The 12,383-nt window shown below is 45.0% G+C and carries 11 protein-coding genes; 10 read left to right on the top strand and 1 reads right to left on the bottom strand.

Going from position 1 to position 12,383, the window contains the following annotated elements; all coding sequences use genetic code 11:
• The 9 genes from HQK80_12390 to gspD form a co-directional block, all read left to right on the top strand.
• On the top strand, nt 1-736 hold a 736-nt coding region (locus HQK80_12390), incomplete at its 5' end, for a type II secretion system F family protein (protein ID MBF0223003.1).
• Nucleotides 720-1,199 carry a GspH/FimT family pseudopilin gene (locus tag HQK80_12385; protein MBF0223002.1) on the top strand — a complete coding sequence of 160 codons (480 nt, stop codon included), beginning with the start codon at nt 720-722 and terminating at the stop codon, nt 1,197-1,199. The genes HQK80_12390 and HQK80_12385, both read left to right, overlap by 17 nt.
• A 98-nt stretch (nt 1,200-1,297) precedes the next feature.
• Nucleotides 1,298-1,879: a prepilin-type N-terminal cleavage/methylation domain-containing protein gene (locus HQK80_12380; protein MBF0223001.1), complete on the top strand. Its 582-nt coding sequence runs from the start codon at nt 1,298-1,300 to the stop codon at nt 1,877-1,879.
• A gap of 20 nt (nt 1,880-1,899) precedes the next feature.
• Nucleotides 1,900-2,274 carry a prepilin-type N-terminal cleavage/methylation domain-containing protein gene (locus HQK80_12375; GenBank protein MBF0223000.1) on the top strand — a complete coding sequence of 125 codons (375 nt, stop codon included), beginning with the start codon at nt 1,900-1,902 and terminating at the stop codon, nt 2,272-2,274.
• Between the two features lie 397 nt (nt 2,275-2,671).
• Entirely contained in the window at nt 2,672-3,685 is a 1,014-nt protein-coding gene (locus HQK80_12370) for a general secretion pathway protein GspK (protein ID MBF0222999.1), read from the top strand.
• Nucleotides 3,682-4,875 (top strand): hypothetical protein, encoded by a 1,194-nt coding sequence (locus HQK80_12365; protein MBF0222998.1) that lies wholly within the window; start codon nt 3,682-3,684, stop codon nt 4,873-4,875. Before HQK80_12370 ends, HQK80_12365 begins: the two co-directional genes overlap by 4 nt.
• Entirely contained in the window at nt 4,872-5,447 is a 576-nt protein-coding gene (gene pilO, locus HQK80_12360; protein MBF0222997.1) for a type 4a pilus biogenesis protein PilO, read from the top strand. The genes HQK80_12365 and pilO overlap by 4 nt, the downstream gene beginning before the upstream one ends.
• 54 nt (nt 5,448-5,501) lie before the next feature.
• Nucleotides 5,502-6,344, top strand: a complete 843-nt coding sequence (locus tag HQK80_12355) for a hypothetical protein (GenBank protein MBF0222996.1) — start codon at nt 5,502-5,504, stop codon at nt 6,342-6,344.
• Between the two features lie 56 nt (nt 6,345-6,400).
• Entirely contained in the window at nt 6,401-8,536 is a 2,136-nt protein-coding gene (gspD, locus tag HQK80_12350; protein MBF0222995.1) for a type II secretion system secretin GspD, read from the top strand.
• A 141-nt stretch (nt 8,537-8,677) separates the two neighbouring features.
• Here the strand turns inward: gspD and HQK80_12345 are convergent, their stop codons facing one another.
• Entirely contained in the window at nt 8,678-9,178 is a 501-nt protein-coding gene (locus HQK80_12345) for a hypothetical protein (protein MBF0222994.1), read from the bottom strand.
• A 495-nt stretch (nt 9,179-9,673) separates the two neighbouring features.
• Between HQK80_12345 and HQK80_12340 the strand changes: the two genes are divergently transcribed.
• Nucleotides 9,674-12,383: hypothetical protein (locus tag HQK80_12340; GenBank protein MBF0222993.1), on the top strand; the 2,710-nt coding region annotated here is incomplete at its 3' end.

The raw sequence follows: 12,383 nt of genomic DNA, 5'->3' as shown, positions 1-12,383 counted from the left end.
GGAGCTTGGTCAATTTATCGTCTCGGCTGCCATCTACCCGATCATTCTTTTAGTTGTAGGATTTATTGCGATAACCATTTTAGTAACCACTATTCTCCCTCGTTTTGAAGTACTGTTTCAAGGCATGGGACAGCAGCTGCCTTTTCACGTTAAAATTCTCATGGACGTGGCAAACTTTGTCTCAAATAATATGATTATTTCAGTGATAGCCCTTGTCGGGCCGCCAGTATGGGTTGTTTATTACTTCAAAACAGAAAAGGGTAGGCAGTATTTTGATGCCAAGGCCATACAGCTGCCAATTATCTCAGGGTTTATTCGTGAACTGGAAACAACGCGCATTTTTAGGACTTTGGAGGTGTTGGTAAAAAATGGAGTTCATCTGGCAACCTCACTAAAGATTTGTACGGGGGTTGCGACAAATCTTGCGTACCAACAACTGCTGCATAAGGCGACACGAGCCCTGAAAGAGGGTCAACGGATTGCGCCTAAGTTGCAGGGCAAGGGCTTGTTCCCGGATCTCGCCGTGGATTTGCTGGCCATTGGCGAAGAGTCTGGAAGTGTTGGTGAGGTCTGTGGGCAGATTGCCGAGCATTATGAAACGGAGCTTCGAGTCAGGGTCAAGAGAATCATTGCTCTTATCGAGCCGGTTTTTATCCTTATGATAGCCTTGGTAGCCGGCTATGTGGTTGTTTCGATGCTTTCTGTTATTCTTAGTATCAATGAAATCGCCAACTAAGGATAGGCCTGGGTTAGCGGCAAAGGTTTGTCTGTCCCGGCAGCAGGGCTTTTCGCTGATGGAACTGCTCGTCGTCCTTGTTCTTTTAGGTATTATGGCTGGGGTTGCCGGTCCGGCAACAGGGCGATTTCTGACCAGCCTTGAGTATAAGAAGCAAACAGCCAAGGTCATGGCAATTGTCCGCTATGCTCGATTAAGGGCGGTGACCGAAGGGAAAGCCTTAACCATAACAACTGTCGAGGGCAGCAATGCCTTGACACTGTCTGGGGCGGTTGCTGAAAATAGAGAGCTCGGCTGGGAAGAGAGCGATATCCTTGAATTAGACCCACCGGAAATTGTTTTTTACCCGGAAGGCTATGCTACTCCCGGAGTTATAACGTTTACCAAAGACGAAAGAAGCCAGAAAATTATAATAGATCCAATGACGGGCTTGCCTCTTATCGATTATTCTGATGACAAATGATTCGATTTTCGATCTCGGATCTCGGATCTCGGATCTCGGATCTCGGATCTTGGATATCGGATATAAGTGCTGCGAAAAAATAGTATAGGCGCGTGAAAGTGTATTTCAGAAATCCGAAATCAGCAATCCAAAATCAAAAAGGGTTTTCTCTCTTTGAGCTTATGATAGCCATGATTCTCCTGGCAATGGTTTCGGTCATGATTTATTCGGTGCTCAACGTGGGCATCCGCTTTTCAGAGAAGGGCAATAAACGTATTCTGGCCATGGAGAGGAAATACGGACTGGTCAATTTATTGCAACGTCAGATTAAAAGCGCGGTCTATGATGTAAAGAAAAAAGAGATCTTGATGTCGTCTGAAGACGATCTGTTCAGGGTAGTGACCAGAAACCCTTTCATTTATCAATATGCCGGGGTGGTGCTGGCCCTGTATCGATACAATGCCTCGGAGTCGGCAATCTATTATTCCGAAAAAAGGGATTATTGGAATACTGACTATGATGAAGACTATCTGCCTGATTTCGATGAGATGATCCTGCTTGCCATGGATGAAGAGTCTTTGAATATTGTCTATGACCAGGAGGTGAGCCCGGAAGTTTCGTTTGAATACAGGGATGAGGCCTACAGTCTTGTGCCGCGCTGTACTGACGAGAAGGCCCTTTCGAAGCTGGAACTTGAGTAGGGGATTTTTCTGCTTTAAAAATGAACATCGAATACCGAACATTGAACATTGAATGTCGAACTAAAAGAGGCGAAAGGTCACAAGCGGTGAAGTCCGAGTCTGGTTTCTCTTTGCTGGAGATTCTGGTGGCGGTGACCATTATGGGTCTGGCCTATGTGGCGATTTTGCAGAGTTTTTCTTTGTCGGCCCGCAATATTCATTTTATGGATGAGTCGAGGACTGAACTTCTTGCCAGTACACTGGCTTTTGAAAAGCAGTTGATTGCTATGGGACAGGCAGAGCAGGGCGATATGGCCGAAGGCGGCGAAGTGCTGGTTGACGGCAGCAGTTATGAGCTTGTTTTGGTCACTGATGAAAACAATGATTTCATGACTATACTGTTGAATAAGAAATAGGGTTACCGTATGGGTTTTTTTGCCACGGAAGCACACAGAAACACACAGAAACACACCGGAAAATTTTGCTTTTTCCATTGGCGTGTTTTATGTGGTTTTAACGCCTTGCACCTTATAAGTCGATTACTGACAGTAAAGGGTATTGCGTAATTGATATAAGAACAAAATCCCCCTGAATCCCCCTTCGAAGTCTCCTTCGTCGCGTATCTGAAAAGTCAGGGGGACTGAGGGGGATTTTATGACTATACTGTTGAATAAGAAATAGGGTTGCCGTATGGGTTTTTTTGCCACGGAAGCACACAGAAACACACAGAAAAATTTTGCTTTTCATGTCCGTGTGATTTTGTGTGTTTTCGTGGCTGATTTAAGTTTTTTGATTAATTGATTATTGCACTCTATGATAAGTTCAACTCATAAAAACCAGAAAGGCTTTGCCTTGGTTGTTGTTATTGTGGTGATGCTGATGGCCAGTTTTCTGGCCTCCGAGCTCATTATGCTGGTTCGGACTGAACTGAAAATATCGCATAACATCAAGGCCCGGGCCGCCGGGCATTTTCTGGCAGAAGCTGGAATAAGCCTTGGCCTTTTTCGAGTATTGGGGCAGAGACCGATTGATGTGCCGGCAATTGGCCTGGAAGAGGATTGGGAGAATTTCTATGAGGGCTATGAGTATGATGTTTATATTCCCAGTGGCAAAGTGACGTATTATGTGGCTAATGAAAACGGTAAAATTGACCTCAACAGATCATCTCCAGAACTGCTAAGGCTTTTTCTCGAGTCGTTTCTTGGAGAAGATCAGGAGGAACAGATCGATGATATATTGGCGTCACTACTCGATTGGAGAGACAGTGATGATCTATATCGCGATATTGGTGGCCGTGGGGCGGAGAGCGAGACCTATGGAGAGCTTGAGGACCCCTATATCGCCCGCAACGGACCAATAGGGGATCCGGCTGAGTTTTTTTTGATTAACGCGACTGAGCCGCTCTTTGGGAAATTTGTTCCCCAGGAAGTTTTTACAGTGCATAATACCAGTGGAAAAATCAATTTCAATAGTTTGAGCCCGGCAATGCTTGATTTTCTGACCGGAGGTGCTAAAGAGAGGGTGCAGGCCTATCGTGAGTTTAAAAAAGAGTTAAAAAGAGACCTTAACCAACTGGACGCGAGAGAAATTCTGGGTGATTCTCAGTACGAAAAGTTTCAAAATCACCTTGATTACAAGTCAAAGAGTAATTTTTATACTATAGTCGGCAAGGGTTTTTTAGGCGTTACTCAAGAGGATGAATTTTTCATGCCGGATGAGGATCAGATAAAGAAAAAAACGCCGGGAATAATGAGTAGCTTACTTATTGAGAAGACTAGGACTGGCTCAAAATATATTACAAGGGCCTGGCAGGAACAATATATATGAGAGAACCGCTTGAAATAGTCATAAGCCAGAACGGGCTGACCCTGTATCACCCCAGGGATCCTGCTGTCAACGAATTCATTGCCAGGGAAGACAGGGGGGTTGGGGCTCGCATCAAAGAGTTTATCGAGAAGGTTAAGGCTGCCCCGGCAACCTTGTACCTTTTTGTGGCAGAAGATCTTCTGTTTTTTAAGCTTTTTCAGTTGCCGCTCGACACAACCAATATTGATGAGGCGGTTGGTTATCAGCTTGAAATGGTCACTCCGTTTACGGATGAGCCAACCTGGCATAGTTATTCTGCTGTGCGGGGAGAGGAAGCCTTCCAGATAACTCTTTATGCTGCCCGCAGCGGTTATATTGATGCCTATATCCAAGAAATTATGGAAGGTGAATTTGTTCTTACAGGCCTTTACCCGGAAAGTCAGCGCTATGTAACCAGACTCAATCGTAAAGAACAGTGGGGACTGTTGCTTCCAGGTCGGTTTTTTAAAGCCTTTGTTTTTGACGGGCAGAATCTGTCAGATCGCTTACTGTGCAGTGCCGCGCCATCCTTTGCCGAGGCGGTTGAGGTCTGTAAGACTGATCGAATATATCTCTTGGATCCAGACAGTGTCTCGGCAAGAGAATCTGCCGATAAGGCTCCGCCTGAAAAGCCATTTTTTGATTATTTAGATGCAACACAGTTGAACCGTCATCGGCCACTGCTAAAAAATTATAATATGTTGCCAGCCTCGTATCGGCGTCCTGACTACCTGAAGATTGTCATTGCGGTGCTTGCAGTGTTAAATATCTTCACTCTTCTGGTGTTCGGTGGAGTGAAGGTGTATAAACTAAAGGTATTTGACTCACAGGTCGACAACAAGATCGAACAAATCATGCCGCTGGTCAATGAAATGAAAGAGCTGCGCAGTAAAGAGGCCGAGTATCTTGCTGCTTTGGCAGAGCTTGACACGATTGGCACAAACGTTGACTTGATTGACTTTATCAGTCAGTTGACCACTGAGATGCCATCAACATCGTATGTGGATCAGATGCGGATGGACGATAAAAGCAATACGATTAATATCCAGGGCTACACCGAGGATGTAAATGCCGTGACAACTGCCCTGCAGAATATTGGTGATACTCAGTTGAAGTCAACGAGTCGTCGAAAAAATAAGACCTATTTTCATGTGGAGATAAGTTTACCGTGAATCGACTGAACCAAATAATTGCATTGATACGGACAAGAAACGGCTTGTTTGTGGTTGTCGGAATTCTGGCTGCCTTGAATATTGGTCGTTTCGCCTATAGCAAATATATTGAAGTTCGTGATGGTATTGAGAGTAAACAGGCCTTGCATGATCAATACCAAATTTCAACTCAGAGCATTGATTCGTTGCGGAACAGAATTAGGCAGTTGGAAGAAAGGCGCGATCAATTTGATAGGCATCTGTTCTCAGGAACTTCAGCAGAAGAGATTGCTTCAGCCATGCAGCTCAAGTTGCAGGAGCTGTTGGGTGCCGCAGGGCTGAGTCCGGAATCTCTTCGGCCCTTGACCAAGAGTAGTGGTAAAGATGAGGAAAAACTCTACGGTGAAGTGATTGTTAAAATACGTCTTTCCGGGGATCTGGAAGGTTTTTTGAAGTTTTTATCATCACTCTATAAACTCAATTATTTTTTTAAAATTGAAAATTTTACACTGAAACCTTTTAAGACTACAGAGCTGAAAATATTTTTGGAGCTGAAAGGCTTCTATCGGCTGACAAAGGTTGAGAAAAAGTAGTTAGGTTTTATTGTTGTCGACGATGTTTTATAATAAGGAAATGGGCTGAAACGAATGGTTCGGGTTGGAATAACAGTACTTTTATTTATAGCAGTTTTTGCCATGATGCGGGGAATATCCGAGACGTGGCGGGGGCAGCTGCCGAGTTTACCTGCACGAGATGGTAAAAAGGTGGAAAAGGTAGCAGGCCCTCCTGCAAAGCTGAACTTGCAACCGACAGCCCCGATTGTTATGCCTGACCTGAAGCCGGGCTATCTATTTAATGAAGAACGTCTGATCGAAAGTGAGGCCGACAAATTGGCTGAGGAAGGCGAGGATCATGGCAATGATCTGGGAATAAGTGCAGATGTTGCCCAGTTGACCTATTCAGGGTCAATTATTGGCGATACCTTCAGTCAGGCCCTTGTCAGCTTTCCTCCGGGCAAAGATGCGCCAAAGACCCAACAGTCCGGAAGTCGTAGGCAAAGGGTCTCAAAAAGTTCTGCAGAGGAGACGGCCAGGCTGAAGGTTGGTGATGTCCTAAGTGGCTACCTTGTTGCTGAAATTTCTCCCGAGAAACTCGTGCTGAAGAAGGGAGATGAAGTTTTAGAAAAATTTATGTATGACCCGGATAAGAAAAGAGTTGCTCCGACCAGGCAGCCCAGGGCGGCAGCTACACCTGAACGCCCGGCGCCAGCATCAACGAATGCCCCTGCTCCTTTACGGGCAACGACGGGAGGAGCTGCCGCCGTTACAGCACCACAAGAAGGGGCGGCGGCCACGCCTCAACCTGTAACAAGAAGGATGGTGATATCGCGTAAGCCTCCTCCTCGTCCAGATACAAGCCGGGTAAGCAGAAGAGGGCGGTCTTCTACGCCGGAAATTTCAACACCACCGATGCCAACCTCTAGCAGGTAATGGATAGAGGTGTTACTATGACGACGAAGCCAATTTAATGATACGCAAGGTGAAATATGTTCTCAAAAAATAAGCTGCTCCAGATACTGATGCTTACACTCATTCTTTGTGGATGCTCGCAGACAGATGTGGGTGAGCATAGAACATGGTTTGATATGGTTGAAATCAGTGATAAAATCATGCGCTCTAAGCATGAGGCCACCGTTGAGCTGCCACCGGAAGGGGAGGGTGATGTGAAGGACCCGGCTGAAGATACCCCACGAATACGGGACCTTTCGATGAAGGATGATACCGGGAATCGGTATATCGATAAAATGACTGCCGAGCACCCCGAACGTAAAGGTGAGGCTGTTGAGGGCGAAGGGGTAATGCTTAATTTTGACAATGCCGATATTTATGAGGTTATTCAGGTTATTGCCGAAACACTTGATTTGAGCTATGTCATTGATCCCAACGTCAAGGGTACGGTCAACATCCGGTCCGGTCAGAAAATCCCCAACGACCAGCTCTTTACTATTTTTAAAAAACTACTCAATATTAATGGCTTGGATATTCGCAGTGAGGGGCAGCATGACTACATCTTTGTAGCTGGAAAGCCTGTGTCCATGGCAATTTATGATAAGGACCAGATGGGCTTGCTCAAGGAGTCGCCGAAGCTGATTACCCAGATTGTGCCGGTTGTCCATATGTCTTCGGCAGAAGCGCAAAAACTAATAGAACCCTACCTGTCAGAACATAATATGGTTTATAACCTTGCTGAACAGAACACGTTGATAATTACGGATTTTGAGAGCCAGATTGTAGATGGTTTAATGATCTTATCAAGAATGGATGTCTCCGCCCTTTCTTCGCTTGTGGTGCGGATGTTCCGAGTTGAACAGGCCCCGCTCTTTGATCTGAAAGATGAGTTGGTTGAAATACTTTCCGCCTTGAAGATTAATAAAAAGGATTATGAAGGTGTGCAGATTCTGCCCATGGAGAGGGTTAACTCGTTATTGATGATCGGTTATAACGAGTCGCTGATCCGTACAGCCCTTAAGTGGGCTCAGGATTTAGATAGGGCACCTACCGAGGGACGTGACAGCATCTATATATACAATGTACGAAACTCTGTTGCAACTGAACTTGCGGATTTGGTTAACTCGCTTATAAAGGAAAATGAAAAGAAAACGACGACTACAACTAAAACGAAAACAACACGACCTGTAGTTCGGCCTCCAGGCAACACAAAAGACGCACAATCGCCCGTCGCTCCAACCCCTGGAAGGAGTAGTGCGCCGTCTACGGGTCCATCACTTGCCTCCATGCAGTTTGCTGGTGAGCCAATCCTGATTCCTGATGATGCCCGAAATATCATTATGGTTCGGGCCTTATGGGCCGACTATAAGCGAATTTTGAAACTGCTGGGACGATTGGACAATCTGCCAATGCAGGTTTTGATTGAGGTGTTGGTTGCCGAAGTTTCACTTACTGATGACCTTGAGTACGGGGTTGAGTGGGCGCTAAAAAACAACATGACGGACATAAATGATGGGTCGGTATCTTTCAAGGCAAGTACAGGGTTAAGCTCAAGCCTGATCTTTGATGCAAATAACGATATTTTTAATCTCCTTACTTTTCTGGCAACAAAAAATGATTTTTCAATTCTTTCTTCACCTCAGGTTTTAGTCCTTAATAATGAGTCCGCGACAGTCAATGTCGGTGAACAAGTACCCATTGTGACAAGTGAAACGAGTGATACAGTCTCATCAACTACATCGAATCGTACGGTGCAATATAAAGATACAGGGGTTATCTTGAATGTGACTCCGCGAATTAACTACGACGGGATCATTCTTTTGGAAATTGATCAGCAGGTCAGTTCGGTCAAGTCCGCAACGACAGGTGGATTAGATTCTCCAACTATTTCGACGAAATCGATCAAAACTAAATTGGCAGTTAAAGATGGTCAGTCAATTTTAATGGGCGGTTTAATAGAAAAAAATGAGTCTGATACTCAGGATGGTATTCCGTTACTTATGGACATCCCTTTTCTTGGTAATCTATTTAAGAGTACGACCACAAAGTACAAAAAAACAGAGTTGCTGATAATGGTAACTCCATATGTGATTGAGTCTGAAAATGTTCTTGATCAATATGTGCGTAATTTCCAAGAAAAAATGCTCGAACTGAGGACGGAGCTAAGTCAATGATAGTGTTTGCTATCTAATAAGATTCGGAGCATTATCTTCGTTTCAAAACTAAAAAAAGGCCTGTAGTTTTTTTAAAACTACAGGCCTTTTTTTAAAAAAATGTAGCTCCTCGAAATTTCGTGGAGTCAATTCTGTAATCGTTTACTTCGTGTCCTTGCTGTAAAGGTTCACTAACTCCGTAAAAGAGTTTTTGGCGTTTTCTGATGCAGCTGAAGCTCCCAACGGAAAAGAATCCTTCCTAAGATTTATCTTACGATTATACCCTCTCTGATTTTTTAAATTTTCGTTGCGAAAAAAGGTTATGCAGGGATTGTTATTCTTGCAGCTGAAACCAAGGCCGGTTTTTGGGTTAACGGTAACGCTTTTACTGTCAATGCTTGATAGTTGAAAACTCTTTTCGTTAATCTCTTCCCCGGCATCGCTACGCTTAACAGCTCTGTAGGAGAGCTTGCTGTCCGCATCAACAGAAAGGTCAAACTCCTGAAAACCAGCATTGAGGTTAGTTCTAAGCAGTGCTAACGGTTTTTCGCTGTCTTTGGCAAGAGTATTTACTGGTTTGGTATCTTCGGCAGATGCAGGTTGAAATTGTCCGAGTGCCAGAACGGAAAATGCCAGCATATATCCCATGGTTCGCTTCATCATAATTCAAGTCCTTTTATCAGAGATTAATAACTACAGTTATAAGTCATCTTATCAACAATAAAGCAAGTATGGCCTTAAAACAATATTTTTAAAGCATATTTTTTCGGGCATCAATCGATTGACCAATAAGTTTTGCATCCATTGCGACTTGCTGTAGGTACTGAACTCTATCTGCAAGACTCAAACTTTACTCGCGTAGAGCAAACTAAAATATCTCAAAATACCAACAGCAAAAATATAACGTAGCGAATAGGCGTTATTCCCCACTTTGTAGGGGCATCCCACCTATACCCTGCGATAACCATTACTAGTAATAAGTGATAGTTACCTGTAACTGCCTGCAACCATTAAAGAACTGAAATAAGTCGATAATGGGGCATGTATTTTGCAGTTATAGCTCATCTGTTTAAATGCAAAAAAATGTACATTTTTTTAAAAGTAGCTACGCTATAGGGTGCAACCCGGTTTTTAGCGTACAATAAACAAGGTAAAACAATGCAGAAAATCCTCTTTTCCCTAACTCTTCTTGCATTATTGTTCGGTAGTCATAACGCTACCGCAGCAATTATCGATGCGCCCCACAATCCTACCTTTGGTATCGATTGCAGTGATTGTCATCAGTACTCTCTCTGGTGGGAGTATTCACCGGCACAGAGTCAACCGGTGGACGTATTTGCTGGAATAGTTGATGCCATCTGTCTTCGCTGTCACGATGGCAGTCCGGCGCAAATACAAAACGGGACAATGCAGCCCCATACCTCTGCGAACCTCACCACAAATCATGGGACATGGTTTACCAGTTGTGTGGATTGCCATTCGCCTCATAGTCAAGGGCAGCTTGGTTGGCGGGACAGTGAAGAGGCCGCACTCTATCTGGTTAAAGGAACAATTACTGCTCCATACGATACCAATGTTAATGTTAAGCCAAACGTTCCAGTTGCCGGCCAAACCACCATTATCTACAACACACCTTATACATATAATGATTTGCGATGGTCTGTTCCCACCAGTCTTGCCGAGCTCGATATTACCTGGGAAAACAAAAATGATGGCGGCCAAAACCGCGGTCTTATATTTGTGCACGACACAGTTGAGGCAAGCAATAGCTACGTCATCGTATCTACTAAAAACGCCAATGAAATTGTTATACAAGGTATTCTCGACCCATCACTGATCGACACAGCAACATATCCTACCTCAAATACCTTCGGCCTGATATACGGGCAGTTAATCAAAAAAGAAGTCACCATCCAGGATGGCACGAAATCCCAAGTTAAATTCTTTGATCCTCTTGGCGGCTTTGTCGAAGAAGATGCAACAGGATCAGGATTGACCACCGGTCTTTGCCAAGTATGTCATACAGAGACGGTTAGTCCGTCACTTAACATCCGCTTTCAAAAGGATGGGACATTTCCTGTTGGCAGTCACAGTGCCTATACCGCTGATAATTGCAGCCGGTGTCATACCCCGGCGACCGGTTTTACACCAAGTGGCCAGGATCATGCCGCAACAGGTAACAGTGCAGTTCTCGATACGCCGATCTGTGTTACTTGTCATCAGGGTAACAACCCCATGGGTGTACACAAAAGCAACTGCGACAACTGCCATATTTCAACCGAGTCAGGTAATCCAACTTTTTATGATCCGGCGACTAAAGCTAATGCGACCCGCATCAGCAAGGGAGACTGTGTCTGGTGTCATGAAGGCTATTTTGATGCACATGATAGAGGCTCTACTGTGGGTGGAACACTTGATCACTCCAGCTTAGTGGCTGTAAGTGTTGATCAAAGCACAACAACTTCAAACTGTACCGGGTGTCACCCTGTCACCTCAACAACACCATTCTCTTCCGCTGGCGAAGTTCATGCCGCCGGTGGTGGCTGCACGACTTGCCACAATGTTATGACTGATGGCAGCTTGAGAGCTCCAGCGATTGCTGGTGGTGGTGAATGCGCAACCTGTCACGGTACATTTGTCAGCCATGATCATGGGACGAATACAGGAATTACACATTGGCTGAGTTATAATCCAGTTCGAGATATTTCTGATGGAAATACATGTGATTTCTGCCATAGTGGTCTGCTTGAGGACTGGAATGCCATTGTCACTACTCATATCAGCGGTGGTCAGTGCGATACCTGTCACAACTCAGCTCGAGTTAACGGTGGCACAACCACAGTAAATCCAACATACAACTCTATAGCTAATGCCATTGCTCAGGCCGGATCAACAAACGTAATTACTCTCAATTGTATTGACTGTCATTGGGATAGACAACAAAACCACTTTGTTGACCACAGCACATTTGTCAGCGGTGGCACAACAAACTGTGTCACCAACTGCCACGATTCCTCATTTACAGCCTCTCCGACAGATCCAAAACTTCACGATGACTGCTATACGTGCCACACTGGCACTACTGCTCCTGTTACACTAAGATCACTTGCAATAGGCCATGCTACAACGGATATCGGGTTCGGAAACCCCAATATCTGCACCACATGCCATGCCTCACCAACCTTTTGGGATCATCAGAAAGGCGGCGATCACATTGGCCAGGTTCTAGCGACTACGAATAATACCTGTGAAGTATGCCATGCCAGCACCGGTGATCTGGTTCTCGAACCGACCCTGCATAATGGAGCCTGTGGCAACTGTCATAACTTGGGAGTAGGAGGAATATTACGAGCCGGTTTTACCGGTCGTGGATCTGCTATTGGTGGTGCGGGGGATTGTGCCAGTTGCCACACGGATCATGCCGCTGACTTTTTCTTCCATGTGCAGCCAAATCATAACCTCACTAAAATTCTGGCAACCGCTAAATGTGTTGTCTGTCATGACGAAGCTGACAGAATTTACGGAATTCATGGAACCAACGATTGTCTCACCTGTCATACAGCTGTTACAGGGATATTACGAAGTGGACCAAATGGAAATGCCAGTAATGGTGGTGGAACCTGTGCCTTCTGTCATCCCAACAGAGATGCCGACTTCGAAAACCATACCTCACCCGTTGACCACAATATTGCCAATGTTCTTGACACACCAAGCTGTACCAGCACCGGCTGTCATACTGAAGCTGATCGTGCCATCGGGATCCACAGTATAAAGACAAACCCATGTGAGACATGTCACGTCCTGATAACAGGCGCTTTAAAATCAGGAGTAAATGGCAATGCAACGGGTGGCGCCGGCGATTGTGCGA

It is taken from the genome of Desulfobulbaceae bacterium (assembly GCA_015231515.1).
Classification (GTDB): Bacteria; Desulfobacterota; Desulfobulbia; order Desulfobulbales; family VMSU01; genus JADGBM01.
The sequence above is the reverse complement of the archived record's forward strand: the minus strand, read 5'-3'. Positions and strand labels throughout refer to the sequence as shown.

Coding starts and splice junctions, on each gene's coding strand:
- HQK80_12385 (MBF0223002.1), top strand. CDS start 720: ATGAAATCGCCAACTAAGGATAGGCCTGGGTTAGCGGCAAAGGTTTGT.
- HQK80_12375 (MBF0223000.1), top strand. CDS start 1,900: ATGAACATCGAATACCGAACATTGAACATTGAATGTCGAACTAAAAGA.
- HQK80_12370 (MBF0222999.1), top strand. CDS start 2,672: ATGATAAGTTCAACTCATAAAAACCAGAAAGGCTTTGCCTTGGTTGTT.
- HQK80_12365 (MBF0222998.1), top strand. CDS start 3,682: ATGAGAGAACCGCTTGAAATAGTCATAAGCCAGAACGGGCTGACCCTG.
- HQK80_12355 (MBF0222996.1), top strand. CDS start 5,502: ATGGTTCGGGTTGGAATAACAGTACTTTTATTTATAGCAGTTTTTGCC.
- gspD (MBF0222995.1), top strand. CDS start 6,401: ATGTTCTCAAAAAATAAGCTGCTCCAGATACTGATGCTTACACTCATT.
- HQK80_12345 (MBF0222994.1), bottom strand. CDS start 9,178: ATGATGAAGCGAACCATGGGATATATGCTGGCATTTTCCGTTCTGGCA.